The organism is Cryptosporangium aurantiacum, from assembly GCF_900143005.1.
Taxonomy (GTDB): Bacteria; Actinomycetota; Actinomycetes; order Mycobacteriales; family Cryptosporangiaceae; genus Cryptosporangium; species Cryptosporangium aurantiacum.
Window position 1 is genome coordinate 179,374 of record NZ_FRCS01000006.1, and the last position, 17,702, is coordinate 197,075.

General features: G+C 69.9%; 16 protein-coding genes. 11 read left to right on the top strand and 5 right to left on the bottom strand.

From position 1 onward, the window contains the following. Window positions 1-13: 13 nt before the first annotated feature. Genes BUB75_RS21275 through BUB75_RS21290 form a run of 4 tightly spaced genes read left to right on the top strand, consistent with a single transcriptional unit; the run spans window position 14 to window position 5,089 of the window. On the top strand, window positions 14-898 hold the full coding sequence (locus BUB75_RS21275; RefSeq protein WP_218617683.1) for a gluconate 2-dehydrogenase subunit 3 family protein: 885 nt from the start codon (window positions 14-16) through the stop codon (window positions 896-898). A gap of 3 nt (window positions 899-901) precedes the next feature. Beyond that, on the top strand, window positions 902-2,695 hold the full coding sequence (locus BUB75_RS21280) for a GMC oxidoreductase (protein ID WP_073259450.1): 1,794 nt from the start codon (window positions 902-904) through the stop codon (window positions 2,693-2,695). Window positions 2,696-2,698: 3 nt separating this feature from the next. Continuing rightward, window positions 2,699-3,841, top strand: coding sequence for a cupin domain-containing protein (locus BUB75_RS21285; protein WP_073259452.1), 1,143 nt, complete (start codon window positions 2,699-2,701; stop codon window positions 3,839-3,841). Between the two features lie 12 nt (window positions 3,842-3,853). Then, the gene (locus tag BUB75_RS21290; protein WP_073259454.1) at window positions 3,854-5,089 is read left to right on the top strand and encodes a cupin domain-containing protein; all 1,236 of its coding nucleotides are present in this window, start codon (window positions 3,854-3,856) and stop codon (window positions 5,087-5,089) included. A 3-nt stretch (window positions 5,090-5,092) separates the two neighbouring features. On the opposite strand, the gene BUB75_RS21295 is transcribed toward BUB75_RS21290, so the two are convergent. The 3 genes from BUB75_RS21295 to BUB75_RS21305 are packed head-to-tail and all read right to left on the bottom strand — an operon-like array spanning window position 5,093 to window position 8,449. After that, window positions 5,093-6,133 (bottom strand): hypothetical protein, encoded by a 1,041-nt coding sequence (locus tag BUB75_RS21295; RefSeq protein WP_073259456.1) that lies wholly within the window; start codon window positions 6,131-6,133, stop codon window positions 5,093-5,095. A gap of 2 nt (window positions 6,134-6,135) precedes the next feature. Beyond that, window positions 6,136-7,041 carry a carboxymuconolactone decarboxylase family protein gene (locus BUB75_RS21300; protein ID WP_073259458.1) on the bottom strand — a complete coding sequence of 302 codons (906 nt, stop codon included), beginning with the start codon at window positions 7,039-7,041 and terminating at the stop codon, window positions 6,136-6,138. Between the two features lie 43 nt (window positions 7,042-7,084). Further along, complete coding sequence (locus BUB75_RS21305; RefSeq protein ID WP_073259460.1) at window positions 7,085-8,449, bottom strand: (5-formylfuran-3-yl)methyl phosphate synthase; 1,365 nt, start codon at window positions 8,447-8,449, stop codon at window positions 7,085-7,087. Window positions 8,450-8,620: 171 nt separating this feature from the next. On the opposite strand from BUB75_RS21305, the gene BUB75_RS21310 reads away from it, so the two are divergent. From BUB75_RS21310 to BUB75_RS21320, 3 genes are read left to right on the top strand one after another with little or no spacing between them, the layout of a single operon-like run. Further along, complete coding sequence (locus tag BUB75_RS21310) at window positions 8,621-9,238, top strand: RNA polymerase sigma factor (protein ID WP_218617684.1); 618 nt, start codon at window positions 8,621-8,623, stop codon at window positions 9,236-9,238. After that, window positions 9,235-10,155, top strand: coding sequence for a maleylpyruvate isomerase family mycothiol-dependent enzyme (locus BUB75_RS21315; RefSeq protein WP_073259462.1), 921 nt, complete (start codon window positions 9,235-9,237; stop codon window positions 10,153-10,155). The genes BUB75_RS21310 and BUB75_RS21315 overlap by 4 nt, the downstream gene beginning before the upstream one ends. 9 nt (window positions 10,156-10,164) lie before the next feature. Further along, a complete protein-coding gene (locus BUB75_RS21320) occupies window positions 10,165-10,563 on the top strand; it encodes a YchJ family protein (RefSeq protein ID WP_073259463.1) in 399 nt (132 codons plus the stop codon). 10 nt (window positions 10,564-10,573) lie between these two features. Here BUB75_RS21320 and BUB75_RS21325 read toward each other — a convergent pair whose 3' ends face one another. Continuing rightward, window positions 10,574-11,449, bottom strand: a complete 876-nt coding sequence (locus BUB75_RS21325) for a YihY/virulence factor BrkB family protein (RefSeq protein ID WP_218617685.1) — start codon at window positions 11,447-11,449, stop codon at window positions 10,574-10,576. Window positions 11,450-11,652: 203 nt separating this feature from the next. After that, complete coding sequence (locus tag BUB75_RS21330) at window positions 11,653-13,425, bottom strand: flavin-containing monooxygenase (RefSeq protein ID WP_084741559.1); 1,773 nt, start codon at window positions 13,423-13,425, stop codon at window positions 11,653-11,655. Window positions 13,426-13,532: 107 nt separating this feature from the next. On the opposite strand from BUB75_RS21330, the gene BUB75_RS21335 reads away from it, so the two are divergent. From BUB75_RS21335 to BUB75_RS21345, 4 genes are all read left to right on the top strand, one after another. Beyond that, a complete protein-coding gene (locus BUB75_RS21335; RefSeq protein ID WP_073259469.1) occupies window positions 13,533-14,234 on the top strand; it encodes a phosphatase PAP2 family protein in 702 nt (233 codons plus the stop codon). Between the two features lie 56 nt (window positions 14,235-14,290). Beyond that, the gene (locus BUB75_RS48180) at window positions 14,291-14,422 is read left to right on the top strand and encodes a hypothetical protein (RefSeq protein WP_281248344.1); all 132 of its coding nucleotides are present in this window, start codon (window positions 14,291-14,293) and stop codon (window positions 14,420-14,422) included. A 144-nt stretch (window positions 14,423-14,566) separates the two neighbouring features. After that, complete coding sequence (locus BUB75_RS21340) at window positions 14,567-14,749, top strand: hypothetical protein (RefSeq protein ID WP_073259471.1); 183 nt, start codon at window positions 14,567-14,569, stop codon at window positions 14,747-14,749. Window positions 14,750-14,927: 178 nt separating this feature from the next. Further along, a complete protein-coding gene (locus BUB75_RS21345; protein WP_178379945.1) occupies window positions 14,928-17,702 on the top strand; it encodes a helix-turn-helix transcriptional regulator in 2,775 nt (924 codons plus the stop codon).

The following is a 17,702-nucleotide window of genomic DNA, read 5'->3' on the forward strand; positions in this document are numbered from 1 at the left end:
GTTTCACTTCCCGGTGATCGACGCTCACTGGGACGGGCAGTCGTATCAGTTCAACGACGTGACGTTCGTGTACGACGCCCGCGCGGACCCCGCCCGCTCGGTGGGCGTCCTCGGGACGTTCGCCGAGCTCTACGCGCCGGTGCCGCTGCGCGAGGTGGCGTTTCTCGGTGAGCCGACCGGTCTGTGGGCCGTCACCATCCGGGTCCCGAAAGGACAGACGCATGTCTACCGCTACACGGTCGACGGCACGCTGCGAACCGACCCGATCAATCCGCAACGCGAACTCCGCGACAACGGCGCCGAATGGTCGCGGTTCTTCACCGACGGGTGCGCGATCCCGATCCTGTTCGAACGCTGGGAGTGGCAACTCCTCGAACGGCTGATCAACACGCTGCTCCCGTTCCAGGTCGCCGAGAACCGTCGATTCCTCGCCGAGACGTACAACCGGCTCGACCGGTCGGCGCGCGACGGCCAGTTCCCGTTCGCCTACCGGCTCGACGAGGCGATCGGCACCGTGAATTTCATCGACAAACTCCTGGCCCGCCGGGAGGCGCACAATCTGTCGAGCTACCGGGTCTGCCTCCGCCAGATCGACCGGATCCTGCGCGATCGTCACCCCGATCAGGAGCCGTCCGAGCTCGGGCGTCAGGTGTACGTCGACCTGTACGACGAGCTGGCCGCCAACGCGGTCGCCGGGTGGGATCACAGCGCCTACGCCGATCCGTCCTACTTCCTGCTGCTGCTGCGGCGTCACGCGATGACGGGCGCGTTCGCCCACCCCAAGCACGGCGGCAACGCGGGCGCGGCCGGCTGGGCGTACCTGAGCGAGCGGTTCCCGTTCGACTGGGCCAACGCGGTCGAAGCACCGCTCGGCCGCAACACCGACTACCGGGGCTGATCGATGGCAGACGAGACGTTCGACGCCGTCGTCATCGGCAGCGGGGCGGGCGGCGCACCGGTGGCGCACGCGCTGGTCAAGGCAGGCAAGCGAGTACTGGTCCTGGAGAAAGGACCGTTGTTCCAGCCGCAGTACAGCAGCCCCAGCGGGCTGAGCGACTTCAAACGCGACGAGGAGTTCGCGACCGGCCCGGAGAAGAAGCTCACGGTGCCCGGGGTGGCCAACACCGGTAGCTCGTTCTACTCCAGCCACGTCGAGCCGGACCTCAACGACGAGCCGCACGTCTATCGCAACACCGACGGCCTTGACTACGTCACGATCGAGGGTTACACCGCGCAGGTCGTCGGCGGCGGAACGCAGCTCTACGGCGGGGTGTCGTTGCGCTACCCGCCGTCCGACCTGCGGCTGGCGTCGGCCAACGCAGGGCGCACCGACCTGCGCGCCGACCCCGCCGGTGACGTTCGGCGCGAGGCCCGCGACTGGCCCGTCCGGTACGAGGACCTGGAGCCCTACTACACCCGCGCGGAGGAGCTCGTCGGCCTCAACGGCACCAGGGACGGGCAGCTCAAACCCGCCAGCCGGGATCACTACCAGCCGCCACTGGAACCCAACTCGATCAGCGAGCACGTCAAGACCGGCCTGGAGGCGCTCGGTTACGCGTACTACCGGACGCCGCTGGCCGTCATCACCCGCGACCACGGTCCGAGCGGCCGGACCGTGCCCGCCGACCACGAGTCGATCCGCACCGCGTTCGTCAACCGGTACGGCGACCCGCTCGGCTTGAAGTCGAACACCTGGGTGTCGCTCCTGCAGCCGATCAGCACGTCGTCGAACTTCGAACTGCGTGCGAACTGCGTGGTGACGCACCTGTCCGCGACCGGCTCGCGGCTGTCCACCGTCCACTATCGCGATCCGGTCGGTCGCGCCCGCACGGTGAGCGGGACCGTGGTGGTCGTCGCGTGCAGCGCGATCGAGACGGTTCGGCTCCTGCAGCTCTCGGCCGCTGCCGACGACGCGCTCGCCGCGCGTCTCAACGGAAACGACCTGCTCGGCCGGTACTTCCTCACGCACTGCTTCGGCGGCGCCTCGGCACGGGTGCCCGGGCGGCACGACAAGTCACGGACGCTCGACTCCGACTACGCCACCGACGCCTGCGCCGGCGACGACTTCGTCCGGGCGAACGGTCTGTGGGCCGGTGGCGCGATCTACAACAACACGTCCGACGCCGCCCTCCCGATCAGCATGGCGCGCACCTGGGCGGCCAACGACATGGACACGATCTGGAAGGGTTACCTCTACGACCCGGAGATCCGTGGCAGGTCGTTCGAGGAGTACCTCACCCGCAACTTCGGACGCTTGCTGTCGGTGGCGTTCATGGCCAACCAGGTTCCGCTCCCCACCAACCGGATCAGCCTGCACCCGACGGTCCGCGACAAGTGGAACCGGCCGGTCGCGTACATCACCAAAGGCTGGCACAGCCACGATCTCGCGGTGATGGACACGCTCGCCGCCCAGTGCCTGGCCATCCTCGAGCGGGGCGGTCCGGGCATCGAGATCGTGGGATCCGGGCACGTGGGGAACGACGTCCGCCGCATCGCGAACCACGTTCTCGGCGGCGCGCGGTTCGGCACCGATCCCGCCGACTCGGTGCTCGACCCCGACTGCCGGGCGTGGAACTTCGACAACCTCTACGTCACGGACGGGTCGTTCATGCCGACGTCCGGCGGTGCGAACCCGACCCTGACCATTCAGGCCAACGCCTTCCGCGTCGGCGAGTTGCTCACCGCGAGGGTGTGACCGATGGATCCGGCATTCGACGACATCCAGACGCAACCGGAGAACGAGATCTTCCGCGTGGTGTTCTTCCCCGACCGCATCTACCACGCCCGCTACCTCTCCGCGACGCGCAGCCCGCGGTACCGGTACGACGTCGACGAGGTGCGCAACGGTCCGGACATCCTCGCGGCGAAGGGCAGCGTTTATCTCGACGGGCGGCGGTTCGCCGGGGTGTTGCGAGTGGAGTACCGGGCCGGGCGGTTGGTGGAGCTGGCCCGGGAACGCGGGCGCACGCTCGGCATGTCGATCAACGTCTGGACGAGGGTCCACCCCGCCGACACGAGCCTGACCGCCGACGCCACGGTCACGGCCCGGTACGACCCGCTGGTGGACGCCTACGCCGTCGAGATGTGGGACACGCTCGAACCGCCCGACGGCACCTCCCACGACCATCGTGTCCTTCCGCTGATGGGCGCGAACGCACCGATCACCAGGCCGCCCGCCCTCGCGCCCGCGCTGGCCGACATCCGCGGCGTGCGCCGGCTGGAGCTGGCGTTCAGCGAGGTGGGCCGGGCGAGCCCCACCGGCGCTCTGCTACCCGACGTGCAGTGGGACAACAACTTCCTGCGGTCGTACCAGGCGCCGAACACCCCGGAGCCCAGCTCGTCCCAGAACACCGTGTCGGTGCTCAACTACCTGCTCGACTATCAGCGCGCGTTCTTCTTTCCGAACGCGTCCGACACCCTCCCGGTGCGGTACCGCAACGCGATGATGGACGAGGACAACCCCGACGCCGTGCCCGGCGACGCCAACGTGCTGGAGATGCGCTGGCTCCTCCAGCGGGAGCTCGGCGGGGACCTGGTGTTCTTCCACGAGGTGACGATTCCGCCCGGCGTGGTGGAAGGCACCCACCGGCACATCGGCTCGGAGGAGCTGTACTACGTGGTCTCCGGGAGAGGCCGCGTCTACCTGGGCGTCGACGACGATCCGACGCTCGCGTCCGCACCCACCGTGACGAAGCAGATCTACGGGATCGGGTCCCGGCCGTGCCGCGAGGTCAGCGTCGGACCCGGCAGCACGCTGCTCACGAAGAGCGGTGGCATCCACGGAATCCGGAACGACGGGGACGAGCCGCTGAAGTTCGTCGCCTTCCTCTACCAACCCTAGGGGCCCAGCAGTATGCAGATTGTGCACTCCGACGCGGTGTACCGGGTCGAACCGGGCACGGTGCCGGCGTACTCGTCCAACAATCCGATCGAGCGGCTCCTCACGGTCGCGCAGTCGGTCCGGCTCGCCGCCGACCGCGAGCAGTACGCCCCCGCCGCGCTCCAGTACCTGCTGCCGCACAGCTGGCTCGCCCTGTACGGCCCGAGCGCCCCCAACTCGGACGTGTCGGACCCGGCCGCGCAGGACTTCAAGACCGACTTCCAGAAACAGAACCTCGCCGACTTCCGCCTGGCCGACACCCAGGCCGTTCGTGGTTGGGCGCTCGCGCAGGACTGGACCGGTCCGTTCCTGCACGTCTCCTACCGCGGCGGTCCCGACAGCACGCTGTCCGCCGCGACCGGTCACCGCCTCGGCGATCGGCTCGTGCTGCGGCTGGCGATCGAGAACGGCGGCGCGGCGGACGTGCCGGCGATCTACGATCCGGCGAGCGACCGCTACGTGGCGGAGCTGTGGGGCTACCGCGGCGACGGTCTCGTCGACCGGCTCGGGCCGCGGGGCCGGGAATCGTTCGAACGCGGGGTGCTCCAGGCGCGGCCCGACCTCGCGCGCGGTGAGGCGATCACGTTCGCCCGGGAGAACCTGCTAGGGCAGGACGTCCGGACCGTCGCCACCGATCACCTCCTCCACCCGCTGCGTCCGCTGCGGTTCACCGTGCAGTGGCGCACGCCGGACGGCGCCGCCGCCGACCCGCCGCTGCAGCTCGCTTTCGAGATGGTCGTCCGCGGCTGGGACAGCTACCTCGAGGTGGGGCGGAGCCCCAATCCGCACGGCGGTGTCGGTGCTCTCGAGTATCGGAACCTGCTGTCGAACTACTTCCGCTACGCGGGCTCGGACGAGTTGGGACGCCACCTCGAGACCCACAATCTGGACGCGTTCGGCCGCCGCGCCGCCGCCGGAGCCTCCGAGCCGTTCCTCGCGGTCGACTACCTGGACCTCCACGTCATGGACCCGGGTTCCGGCATCGGGCTGCACCGCCACCGCGACAACTCCGAGGCGTTCCTGATGCTCGACGGCGAGGGCTGGATGGTGATCGGCGACTGGGCCGACAGCGGTCGCCGGGCCCGTTCGTTCGAGGTTCGGATGCTGCAGTCGGGGCATCTGGCGCTGCTGAAGGGCGGCAGCTTCCACGGGCTGACCAACCCGATGGCCCGGCCGGCGTCGCTGTTCATGTTCGGCGGGTACGACTGACGCTCAGGCGTCCACCTCGGCTGCCCGCTGCCCGGCGGTGGCGGGCATTCCGTTCGGCGAGACGGGCACGGCCGCGACCTCGTACCCGATCGACGTCTCGGCTTCGGCCTCGGCCAGGCCGCAGGGCCCGGCGGCGAAGTACGCGGCGATCTGCTCACCCGGCCCGTACGCGGGGTCGGCGACCCGGGCCCGGTTCAGCCGCGCCATGAGGTTCCACTCGTCGTGGCTGCCGAGGCTGTACGCGGCGCCGGCCCGAACCGTGTAGTAGCGGACGAACTCCTTGCGGCGGGCCTCCCACAGCCGGGCGTCGGAGGGGTTGGTGAGGTCGAGCAGCCGGGTGGCGCCGTCGCTGTCGGGGCCGGCCGCGAAACTCACGAAGAACTCCGGGTCGATCGCGTACTTGCGGGCGAAGTACTCCTCCACCTTGGACGCCAGCGTGCCACCGTCGGCGCTGCCGCCGCCGGTCCTCCCGCCGGAGGTCCGGCCGCCCGCGCCGAAGAACTCGTGCATGTCGTCCGGCCCGAGGAAGTAGTACGCGTCGAACAACCCGCCGAGATGCCGCCCGCTCCGGGAGCGCCCCGGCGGGTCGGCGAGGTACCCGTCCTCGACCAGTACCCGGGTCCACATCCGCATGTAGTCCCCGCCGCCCGGCTCTGCCTGCGCCCGCAGTCCGTCCAGGGTCAGCTCCCGGCCGGTCTCGCGGGCCAGGTCGGCGATGTGCCGGACGATCAGCCCGGTGCCCTCCTTCGACTCCAGCTGGTACGCGGCCGGGTTGACGACGAAGAACCGCTCGCCCCACTGGCTGGCCAACCGGCGCGCGACGAAGTTCGCGATCTCGATGTTGGTGCCGAAGTGGCCACCGCCCCGGGAGCTGATCGGGCAGCTCAGGTAGACGACGATGCGGTCCTCGGCCTGGGCGCGGGCGATGTCCGACTGGATCAGCGCGACGTGCCGCTCGAAGATCTCGAACCAGTCCCCCGCGTGCCAGCGGAACCGCATGATCGGGCGAGCGGGGACCGGGTAGCCGGTGGTGAGGTCGTCCATGTTCACCGTCCCCAGCCGGTCGTGCCGAGCACGGCGTTGTTGCGGACCTTGATCCGCTCCGGGACCTCGCGGTTGTACGTCTCGACGAAGTTCACTCCGTCGGCGTCCACATCGATCTCGTCCATCACCCGCAGCACGGTGAACCACGTGTTGAGCAGGCCGTCGAAGTGGGCGATGCACCAGGTCAGCTCGGTGAGCATGCCGTTGACGTACGCGTCGAGATACGCCGGTGTGCCGGCGTCGGGCGTCTTGGCCAGCGGACCGGTCGTGATCGCCCGATCGGCCTCGCCGCGCAGCACCTCACGCAGCTCGGCGAACTGCGCGTCGGTGACCGCGTGCGGGTCGTCGTGGATCGTCTCGGCCAGCCGCAGGCTCAGCAGCTGCACCTCGGTGTAGAGCGGCTCCCCGGCCTCGCCGTACGTCCGGCGCTCGTAGGCGGGGCGGCCCTCCGCGTCCACCAGCCGCAGCAGCATCTCCTCGGCCCGCAGGGCCCGCTCGGCCGGATCAGGGTGCGGCAGGTCCCGGCAGAGCGTCGTGTACCCGATGAACGCGTGGTGGGTGAGCGAGTACCGGCTCCGGTTGAGCAGGCTGACCAGGTTGATCACCAGTTCCTTGGTGACCCGATCGAGGAACCCGGTCTGCGGGAACAGCACACAGCCCGCGACCGGGTCGCCGTCCGGCTGCGGCCGGTTGCCGTAACTGACCGGGTCGAAGATGAACGAGTTCGCGTAGTCGACAAGGGTCCGGGCCAGCCCGGGCTGCCAGGCCGTGGTCCGGATGAGGTTGTTCGGGATGCCCCAGGTCCGCACGCTCTTGTCGTACGCGGCGAGCACGTACGGGTCGGCGCGCTCGGGCGGGAGCGGAGGCACCCGGGAGCCGGGCACGCTGGGCAGGATCAGATCAGACATGAGGGATCTCCCCGGAGGCAAGTGAATCAGTGCGGCCGGATGCTCAGCTGACCGGCGTGAGGCGGCCGTGCTTGTCGGCCCAGAAGCAGGCCAGCCCGGGATAGCGGGCGAGCGCCTGGTCGACGGCCTCGACGGCAGTGCGCTTCATCTCCTCCGGCAGCCAGAGGTAGCCGTCCTGCTCCGGCGGGAGGAGGCCGCCGACCAGGGCGCGCTTGATCACGCGGTCACGGCGCGAGTCCTCGCCGACGTCGTTCGGCCGCGCCGGGTCCGACGTGACCGCCGAGGCGCCGCCGCGGGTGGAGACCTGGTCGACCTCGGGCACCAGCCGCCAGATCTGCTGGGCGTGATAACTGGTGAACGAGCCCGCCAGGTTCGCCTCCAGCCCCCGGTAGTGGCAGTACTCCACGAAGAACCGGATCTCGTCGAGGGAGAGCACGCCGCGCCGCTCCAGCCCGGTGACCTCGTCGATGTCGAGCGAGTTGAAGTCGATCATCTGCGGGCTGCGCTCGGTGGCGACCAGGCTGACCCGGGAGACCTTGAGCAGGACGCTGGTGTCGAGCATGATCGCGTCCGCGCCGGCCCGCGCGGTCGCGTCGACCATGTTCTTGATGACCTCGCGGTCGGTGCGCCGGGACCGCGGATCGCTGGTCAGCCCGAAACTCGCGTGCGGAAACAGGTCGTTGAGCGCGATCCGGGTGTGCCGCGCGTCGTCGGGCAGGACGCCATTTTCGATCAGCGACTCCAGGCTGACCTCACCCGGGTCGGTGAACAGCAACCGGCCGTCCTCGCCGCGCAGTGTCCCCACCGCGTACTCGGTCAGGTCGAAGTCCTGCTCGCCGCCGCCGTCGCTGGTGTGGAACTCGCGCAGGCTGACCAGTGCCCGACGGACGTCCGGCCGGGACCGGCGCTGCTCCCACAGATCCAGGTCCTGGGCGAAGAGCACCGACATGACCTGGGTGTGCGAGAACTGCTCGGTGCGGTCGAGGGTCTGGACGCACTCGCGCAGCACGTCGGTCAGGATGTCCAGCGGCATGCCGTCCAGGCCGACCTTCACGATCGTGCAGGGGTGCACCCGGTTGCCCATCGCGACCGCGACGCCGAGCGCCGCCTGCGCGGCCTTGCCGGCGATCTCGTAGGGCGACTTCTGGATCGCCTGGCCGTTGGCCGAGCGGTCGAACAGGAGTTGATCCTCGCCGATGTTCGTGGAGAGCTGGACCTCCAGGTCCCGCCGGTAGTTCAGGACGGCATCGCTGATCGCCATGATCTGCTGGGGCTTGATGTTGCCGAGCGCGCTACGAGGATCCTCGCTGTCGACGATGCGCGCACCGCCGAGTACTGCTTCTCGCGCTTCTTGGGCGTTGAACACGCTGACCAAGAGTTTGTGATTGTTCGTCCGGTCAGCAGGCATGAGGCTCCCCTGTGGCTCGTCGGCGCGCTAGTCGCCACCACCACCAGGTTGCGCGTTTAGTTCGTTAATGTCCAATATGTTGCTGTTGCGCTATGGTGAAACCTTTTCCAGTTCGAACTCCCCACAACCGGCGTAGTCGAGGGCTCCCGGTTGAACGGGCGGGCGAGGATGATGTCAGCCGCATGGTCGTGGACCCGGAAGGACGTCATGGGAGCCGAGGTCGAGGATCGCCAACGCACGGGCCTGGCCGACGACAGGAGCATCGCCGAGCGGCTGGTCGCCGGGGACGAGTCGGCCCTGGACGAGGTCTACGACCTGTACTCGGCGCTCGTCCACGGCGTCGCGCTCCGCACGACGCGCGACCGGATCGCCGCCGAGGACGTGACCCAGGAGGTCTTCGTACAGGTCTGGGAGAAGATCGATCGGTTCGACGCCGAGCGCGGCTCCTTACGGGCCTGGATCGCCACGATCGCTCACCGGCGGTCCGTCGACCACGTACGCCGCGAGACCGCCCGCACACGCGTCGCCGTCACGGCCGTCGGCAGCACGCACCCCAGCGCGGAGGACGAGGCTGTCGTCGTCATGCTCGCCGACCGGGTCCGCGCCGCGGTCGACCTGCTACCCGAGGCACAGCGGGAGGTCGTACGGCTGGCTTATTATGAAGACCACTCGCTTGTGCAGGCGGCCGTCAAGCTCGGCATCCCGGAAGGTACGGCCAAGTCGAGGATGCGTCACGCGCTCATGCGCTTGTCGGACTCGCTCACCGGCGAAGGGATGAGGTCCAATTGAACGACCATCTCGACGCCGACGGCAGCCTCCGCCTGCTGAGCGACGTGGCGGAGCTAGCCGCCGAACGTCCGGCGCCCCGGGTCCGTCAGGGCGTGCTCGCCCGGATCCGCGCGCTGACCGCCGAGCTGCCGGTGCCGTCGGAGGCGCCCACCGCTGCCGAGCCCTACGCCGCCCAGGTGGCCGGCCTCGACGCGCTGCTCGCCCGGGCCCCGGAGGAGCAGTGGCGCACCCCGACCGTGACGGGCTGGGACGTGGCCGGCCTGGTCGCCCACCTCACCGCCGTGGACGCGATCGCCGCCGAAACCCTCGGGTTGCCGATCCCACCCGAGCTCGGCGCGGGGCCCGACGTCGAACTGCGCACTCAGGTGGTCCAGCGCGCCTACGCCGACCGCCCACCGGCTGACCTGCATCGCGCCTGGCGTGGCCAGGCGATCACGCTCCTGCGCTGGGCCAGCGCGAACGCCGACCGGCTCGAGACCACCGTCCCCTACTTCGGTCTGCCGCTGACCCGGGCGGAGGTGCTCGCCGACCGCGGCGTCGAGACGTGGATCCACGCCGAGGACGTACGGACCGCGTGGGGCACCTCCCTGCTGCCGCCGACCGGGGCTCAGGTGTCGGTCCTGACCGGCGCCGGCATGCGTGTGCTCGCCACGGTCTGGGGCGGCCTGAACGTCTCGGACGGGGTTCTCGTCCACCTCACCGGGGCGGGCGGAGGCGACTGGCTCCTCGACCCGGGGGGAACCGCCGCGCCCGCCGGCCACGGCCCCTTCGGGGCCGAGATCAGCCTCGACGCCCTCGAGTTCTGCTACCTCGTCGTGGGCCGACGCTCCGCGGACGACGTCGCCCACGCCGCCGACGGTGACCGCGCTCTCGCTGCCTCGGTGCTGACGACCGCCGCTCTCCTCGCGCGCCTGTAGCGTCCTCGCATGAGCGTCGACGATCGGTGTCCGTGCGGCTCCCGCCGGGGGTACGGGGAGTGCTGCGAACCGTTCCATCTCGGAGCCGCGGCACCGACCGCCGAAGCGCTCATGCGATCCCGCTACAGCGCCTTCGCCCGCGGGCTGGCGCCGTACCTGCTGCGCACGTGGCATCCCTCGACGCGCCCTGCTCGCCTGGACCTGGACGCCGGCCTGACCTGGCGCGCCCTGCAGATCGTCGACACCGTGAGCGGCGGACCGGACGACGACACCGGCGTCGTGGAGTTTCGCGCGATCGCGCGCTCGGCGGAGGGCGAACGCCAGGTGCAGCACGAGCGCAGCACGTTCACCCGCGTCGACGGCCACTGGCTCTATGTGGACGGCGGGACAGGACCGCTCGTCCGGTGATCGCAGGGCGCTAGGCCGAGCCGGTGGCGGGCCCGACCTCGTCGGCCTTCTGTGCACCGCGTTGACCGATCGGCTGGCCGGGACCGGTGGTGGTGTCCTTGCGGGTCTGCGCCTCGAGCTCGGCGTTGAGCTCCGCGCCGAATAGGATCACCAGGCACGAGAGGTAGAGCCACAGGTTCAGCACGATGACGCCGGCCAGCGCGCCGTAGGTCTTGTTGTAACTGCCGAAGTTGTTGACGTAGAACGAGAACCCGGCCGACGCGGCCAGCCAGAGCAGGGTCGCGATCACCGCACCCCACGACACCCACTGGATCCGCGGGTTGTCGCGGTCCGGCGCGTACCGGTAGAGGATCGCCAACCCGGACATCATCAGCAGCGCCAGCAGCACCCAGCGGGCGATACCCGCGACGGTCGTGGCGACCGAGCCGAGGTTGAGCGCCTCCAGCGCCGGCGGCAGCACCGCGACGAGCAGAATCGCCACCACGAACGCGACGATCGCGCCGAGCGTCAGCAGGATCGCCAGACCGCGCTTCTTGACGAAGTTCCGGTCGTCACCCTCGTCGTAGGCCGTGTTGACGGCCTGGATCATGCCGTTCATGCCACCCGACGCGCTCCACAGCACGGCGGCCAGCGAAATGATCAAGCCGATCGACAGGCCCCGGCCGCCGGCGTTGGTCGCGGAGCTGATCGGGTCGGTGATCACCGACTTCACGTCCGCGGACAGGCTCGCGGTGAGCTCGTCGATCTGGTTGGCGATCTGGTCCGGGCTGGCGACCAGGCCGTACATCGTGATCGCACCGATCGCCGCGGGGATCAGCGCCAGCCAGGCGTAGAACGCCGCCGCGGCCGCCGCGGTCGGGATGTCGTCGTCCTTGAATTCCTTCACCGTCCGGACCAGGACGTCCTTCCATCCCCGCGCGGGGATCTGCCGAGGAGTACTCGCTTCTCGTCCTCTACTTGCAGCCGCGGTCATTCCGGTCTCCCCTCGACGGATCAGCTCGCCGGGCGGTACCCGTCCGCCACTGTGAGTAATCCCGCGGTGCCGGAATATCCCGAGAACGCCTCAGCGAGCTGCGCCGTCGTCCGCGATCAGGACGTGTGGTGCACCTCCTGGAGCGCGTAGACGGGCGTCGGGATGCCCACCTGCCGGGCCTTGAGCTGCAACGCGAGGTAGAGCGAGTAGTAGCGCGACTGGTGCAGGTTGCCCCCGTGGAACCACAGTCCTTCCTGCTGGGTGGGCTTCCACATGTTGCGCTCCTCGCCCTCCCAGGGCCCCGGGTCCTTGGTGGTGTCCGAGCCGAGTCCCCACACCTTGCCGACCTTGTCCGCGATCGGCTGCCCGACGACGTCCGCGGCCAGGCCGTTCATCGAGCTGTAGCCGGTGGCGTAGACGACGACGTCGGCCGGTAACTCCTGACCGGTGTCGAGCTTCACGGAGCCTTCCGTCAGCTCGACGACCTGGCCCTGCGCCAGCTTGACCTCGCCGTCGGCCACGAGGTCCGCAGCGCCGACGTCGATGTAGTAGCCCGATCCGCGGCGCAGATACTTCAGGAACAGCCCGGACCCGTCGTCACCCCAGTCGTGGCGGAAACCGGACTTCTCCAGGCGGGCGTAGAAGTCCTTGTCGTGCTCGGCGATCGCCTCGTAGGTCGGGATCTGGACGGTCGGCAAGATCCGGTACGGCAGCGAAGCGAAGATCGTGTCGGCCTTGTGCGTGGTGACGCCCGCGGCCACGGCGCGCTCGGAGTAGAGGTCCCCGAGCGCGAACTCCATCAACGACTCGGACCGCACGATGTGCGTCGAGCTGCGCTGCACCATCGTGACGTCCGCCCCGGCCTCCCACAGCGCGCCGCAGATGTCGAACGCCGAATTGTTCGACCCGATGACGACGATTGTGGAGTTCCGGTAGGCGTCCGGGCCGGGGTGTTGCGCGCTGTGGTGCTGCTCGCCGGCGAACACGTCCTGCCCGGGGATGACCGGAACGTTGGGCTTGCCCGAGACGCCGAGGGCGAAGACGAGCTGCTGGGGACGCAGCACGACGTCCTCACCCGCGCGGTCCAGAGTGACCGTCCACTCCTTGTCGACGTCGTCCCACGTCGCGCTCTTCGCGGTGGTGGAGCCCCAGTAGTTGACCTCCATCACGGCTGCGTACATCTCCAGCCAGTCGCCGATCTTGTCCTTCGGCGCGAACACCGGCCAGTTCTTCGGGAACGGGAGGTAGGGCAGGTGGTCGTACCAGACCGGGTCGTGCAGGCACAGCGACTTGTAGCGGCTACGCCACTGGTCACCGGGTCGCTCGTGCTTGTCGACGACCACATGGGCGACGCCGAGCTGGCGCAGCCGCGCCCCCAGCGCGATGCCGCCCTGCCCGCCGCCGATCACCACGACGTAGGGGCGGGGATCCTCGATCTCGGCGGCACGCTGCTCTTTCCAGGTGACGCGGTCCTTGCGGGCGCCGTGCCCCACGCCCTTGGGGCGGCTCTCCTCGTAGCCTTTCAGCTCGTCGAGGGTGGTGAGCACCGTGAACGCGCCCTCGCCGGTGAGCCGTAACAGGCCGGAGCCCCGCCCGACCGCGGTCTCGAACGTGAAGTAGGCCGTGGTGACGCCGTCGGCCTCGTCAGGTTCTTCGCCCTCGGCGAGGCGGAAGTTCGACGCGTCGGTGGTTTCCGCGGTCGCGGCCACCAGGTCCCGCACGCCGTCGGGGTTCTCGACCGTCGTGATGTTCCAGGTGAACGCGGTGAGGTCGCGCCAGAAACTGGTCGGCGCGAACAGCTGCGCCGCCCGTTCCGCGTCTCGAGCGGCGAGCGCGGCTTCGAAGTTCTCGAGCCATTGGGTGGTCTTTTCGGACGCCGTTCGAGACATGAGACTCCCTTGTTTCATGCGCTCAGTTGCCTGTCGGGCCGTCTCTCGACGTTCGTCCTTCGACGCGGATTGGTCAACGGGCGAGCCGGCGGCGGTAGTTTCGGCCGATGCCGCCCTCCGCCGCCGCACCGCAGCGCGGTTTGACGCCGCCCCGGCCCGTGCCGCCCGGCTGGTGGGTGGAAGGGCTCCTGCTCGCCGGCTTCGTCGCGCTCACCGCCGCCCTCGTCTGGTGGCCACCGCTGCTGGACGTCGACCGCGCCGTCCGGGATTGGTGCGACGCGCACCGGCCGCCCTGGCTGCACACGGTCGCCGTGGGGTTCGACCTGCTCGGTCAGCGCGGCCTGCTGCTGCCGCTGGTCCTGGTCGTGGCGATCGTGCTGGCGGTCCGGTGGCGCACGGTCCGCCCCGTCCTGCTGGCCGTCACGGCCGCGACCGTCAACAGCGTGGTGGTCGAGGTGCTGAAGCAGTGGACGTCGCGCGGCGCACCGCACCACGGATCGATCTACATGTTCAGTGGTGACCCGGCGGTGGAGTATCCATCCGGGCACGTCAGCAACAGCCTCGTCTACTACGCGGTGCTGGCCTTCCTCCTCGTCGGCTCCCTGCGCCCGGCCGTCCGCAGGCTGCTGCGGTGGGCGCCCAGCGTCCTCGTCTTCTTCGCGACCGTTTACCTGGGCTGGCACTGGCTGACCGACAGCATCGGCGGGTACCTGCTCGGCGTGCTTCTGGTCCGCTTGCTGTCCCGGTTGCCCTGGGCCACGATGCCGCTCCCCCGGTGGCTACCGGACACGAATCGGCATTTCGTCTGATATCTATTTTCAAACCACGGCCCAGCGGCTCTGGGCCGAGGCCCGACGGGCAGATCATGCGGGACGCGGCGGTGGTGCCGCTGGTCTTTCCGCGGACGACGTACCTGGCGGGAAGCCAGGTCGGGAACTTCTCCACGCACTTCGGCGCGCTCAACTATCTCGCCAGGACCGGGGCATGGACCGAGTGAACTGCGTGACCGGGCCGGGTACCCCAAAACTCCGCGATCAAAGGGATGAATCCTAGGTTTTTCCCCGATTCGTCCGCGCCCGCCGTCGGCGTTCACTTCGGCTGGTCAGCTACCCGACCAGGGACCCGAGAAAAGAGAATCGTCATGAAGAAATACCTGTTTGCGCTGATGGCGGCCGCGCTGTTCACGCTGGGCCCCGCGGCGGGCGCCAGCGCGTCGACGACGGCGACGTCCGGAGCCGAGGTGCGTGCGTCGGCCACCAACCCCGACCACGACCGCGAAGAAGCCATCGCGGATGAACCCAAGCAGGTGTCCGGGGCATTCTGAGCGGAACCGTGCCGTCATTACCCCTCGGTAGTACCGCGCTCCTCGGTAGTACGGCGGCCCGGCCGGTGCGAAGCACCGGCCGGGCCCTAGATCGGGACAGCCCACCCTCCTACTAAATGGGTAGAATGCCCTATTCTGGGGTTTACCGGACCGGAATCAGGGGAGGGTGACCGAACGAGTGCCAGCCACCTTGCCGACCGCTTCGAGCCGGGGCGCCCTCGTCGGCAGGGCTCGTGAGCGTGAGTGTCTCGAGGAGGCACTGAACGCTCTCCCGACGTCCGGTACGGCGCTCCTGCTTCGCGGCGACTCCGGTGTCGGCAAGACCACTCTGCTCGACTACGTCGCCCGGAAGGCGTCCGAACGCTTCCGGGTACACCGGGTCAGCGGCGTGGAGACCGAAGCGACGCTGCCCTTCGCGGCCCTCGGGGAGCTGGTGATTCCGCTCTCCGACCACCTCCGCGCCTTGCCCGAAGCGCAGCGGGAGAGCCTCGAGGGGGCGCTGGCGCTGGGCAGCCGGCCCGCGTCGGTCAATCCGTACGCGGTGTGCGTCGGCGCCTTGAACCTCCTTTCGTCGGCCGGCCAGCAGACGCACCGCGTCGTCCTCGTCGACGACCTGCACTGGGTGGATCCGGACTCCGAACAGGTGTTCCGGTTCCTCGCCCGGCGGGTCGCCGCGGAGCGCATCATGTTCGTCGCCGCGAGCCGCGAGCCCCTGCGGACGGCACCCGGCATCGCGACGATGGAGGTGGGCGGCCTCCCGGAGAATGACTGCCTGCGGATTCTCGAAGCGCGTGGGCTGGCCCTCGCTCCAGCGGTCTTCGACACGCTGATGGAGATGTCCCGTGGCAATCCGCTGATTCTGCTGGAGACGGCCTCGCGGCTGACCCTGGCGCAGCGGTGCGGAGAGAGCGCGCTGCCGATCTCCCCGGACTTGGGCGGCCAGGCCGAACAGGGGTGGGCGGGCCGGCTGCGGGCCTTGCCCGCCTCGACTCAGCAGGCGCTCGCCGTGGTGGCGGCCGCCGGCGACGTGACGCTCGATGTTCTGGAACGCGCGCTGAAGCACGCCGGCCTCTGCCTCCGCGACCTGATCCCCGCGGAGGAAGCACGGCTGGTCCTCGCCGGCAACCGCGGCTACGAGTTCGTGCATCCGATCCTGCGTGGAGTCGCGCTCAACGGCGTGCCGGTGTCGGTTCGCCGGGACGCCTACCGCGGGTTGGCCGAAGAGTCCACCGGCGGTAGGCGTGCCTGGTATCTGGCCGCCGGCGTGGTGACTCCGGACGAGACCATCGCCCGGGAACTCGCGGAGGCAGCGACGGAGGCCCGGCAGCGCGGCTCGTACCTGGCGGCGGCCCAGGCCTGGCATCGGTCAGCGGAGCTGACCCCGCACCCAGACCTGTCCACGACACGCGTACTCCAAGGTGCGACCGACGCCTTCCGCGGAGGGGCCTGCGACGACGCGGCGCGCTGGTGCGAGGCGGCCCAGCAGACCTCCGAGGACCCACGCCGGCGCGCCGACCTGGCGTTGCTCCGTGGCCGCGCTCTGACGTGGTTGGGGCGAGTCGGCCAGGCACACCGCCTCCTGACCGCGGCGGCGGACGAGGTCGCTGCCACCGATACCGGCCGAGCGCACCTGCTGCTCAGCGAGGCGGCACTACCGGCGGCCATGCATCTTGACCTGGCCGGAGCGATCCGCGCGGCTCGTCGCTGTCAAGAATTCCCACCATCCGACGCCGCCGCCGCCGTCAACGGTCCGCTGTTCCTGTCCTTGACCCTCGCGCTCACCAACGACATTCCCGAAGCCAAGAGCGAAATGCGGCGGGCCCTCGCCATGCTCGCCGACGCGGACCCTCTCGAAACCGTGATGGAACTCGGTCTGCTCGGCCAGGTGTGCAACTTCCTGGAGTTCTACGACGACGCCGCGCGCCTGCTCCACACCGTTCTGGACGGAGCGCGGCGCACCACGAATCCCGCGGCGTTCGCGTACGCCAGCGGTGCCCGCGCCGAGCTCTCGTGGTGGCTCGGGCAGTGGCCTGCCGCATACGCCGACGCGCTGGAATCGGCCGCCAAGGCGAGGGCCCTGCGCCAGCCCGGAACCGCCGCGTTCGCGTTGCTCGCGCTGGCGCGCATCGACGCCGCCCGCGGTGATCGGGCCGCATGCGCGCGGCACGCCGCGGAGGCCGTGGAGGCTGCGGACTTCACCGAGATCCGGTCGATGCCGATCATGCGGGACGCCGCGCTCGGTTTGGACTGTCTGAGCCAGGGCGCGTGTGAGGAGGCGGTGGCCCACCTCGACCAGGCGTTCCTGGCCTTCACCCGCCTGGGACTGGGCAATCCCAACCTCAGTCCGTTCGCAGCCGACCTCGTCGAGGCTCACGTGCGGGCCGGCAATCCGCTGGCCGCCAAGGAGGTTCTCGCCTGGCTGGAGGACGCCGGGAAGCGCACCGGCCTGATGTGGCCGTCGGCCGCGGGTGCCCGGTGCCGTGCCGTGCTGGCCGAGGATCCCGAGGAGGCAGCCGCCGGGTTCGAGGCCGCGCTGATCGAGCACGAGCAGCACCCGGCGGTCTTCGAGCGGGCCCGGACCCTGCTCTGCCAGGGCGAAGCGCTGCGCCGGGCCCGGCGCAAGAGCCGGGCCCGGGCGCCCCTGCTGGCCGCCCATCGGATCTTCACCATGCTCGGGGCGGCCCCCTGGACACAGCGCTGCCTCACCGAACTGGCTGCCACCGGACACCAGGTGCCCGGCGAGGCGCCGCGTGCCGAGGGCCTCGAGCGGCTCAGCCCGCAGGAACTCCAGGTAGCCCGGATGGTGGCGGACGGACTCAACAACGTCGAGGTCGGTGCGGCGCTATTCATCTCCACCAAGACCGTCGAGATTCATTTGACGCACATCTACCGCAAGCTCGGGCTGCGGTCGCGGACTGGTCTGGCGCGGCTCGTGACCGCCGCCGGCCTCTGA

Bases quoted from the DNA above. Each gene is read 5' to 3' on its own strand.
- BUB75_RS21295 (WP_073259456.1), bottom strand. From the start codon at position 6,133: ATGGACGACCTCACCACCGGCTACCCGGTCCCCGCTCGCCCGATCATG.
- BUB75_RS21340 (WP_073259471.1), top strand. From the start codon at position 14,567: ATGAAGAAATACCTGTTTGCGCTGATGGCGGCCGCGCTGTTCACGCTG.
- BUB75_RS21285 (WP_073259452.1), top strand. From the start codon at position 2,699: ATGGATCCGGCATTCGACGACATCCAGACGCAACCGGAGAACGAGATC.
- BUB75_RS21280 (WP_073259450.1), top strand. From the start codon at position 902: ATGGCAGACGAGACGTTCGACGCCGTCGTCATCGGCAGCGGGGCGGGC.
- BUB75_RS21320 (WP_073259463.1), top strand. From the start codon at position 10,165: ATGAGCGTCGACGATCGGTGTCCGTGCGGCTCCCGCCGGGGGTACGGG.
- BUB75_RS21330 (WP_084741559.1), bottom strand. From the start codon at position 13,425: ATGTCTCGAACGGCGTCCGAAAAGACCACCCAATGGCTCGAGAACTTC.
- BUB75_RS48180 (WP_281248344.1), top strand. From the start codon at position 14,291: ATGCGGGACGCGGCGGTGGTGCCGCTGGTCTTTCCGCGGACGACGTAC.
- BUB75_RS21310 (WP_218617684.1), top strand. From the start codon at position 8,621: ATGTCAGCCGCATGGTCGTGGACCCGGAAGGACGTCATGGGAGCCGAG.
- BUB75_RS21335 (WP_073259469.1), top strand. From the start codon at position 13,533: ATGCCGCCCTCCGCCGCCGCACCGCAGCGCGGTTTGACGCCGCCCCGG.
- BUB75_RS21290 (WP_073259454.1), top strand. From the start codon at position 3,854: ATGCAGATTGTGCACTCCGACGCGGTGTACCGGGTCGAACCGGGCACG.
- BUB75_RS21305 (WP_073259460.1), bottom strand. From the start codon at position 8,449: ATGCCTGCTGACCGGACGAACAATCACAAACTCTTGGTCAGCGTGTTC.
- BUB75_RS21300 (WP_073259458.1), bottom strand. From the start codon at position 7,041: ATGTCTGATCTGATCCTGCCCAGCGTGCCCGGCTCCCGGGTGCCTCCG.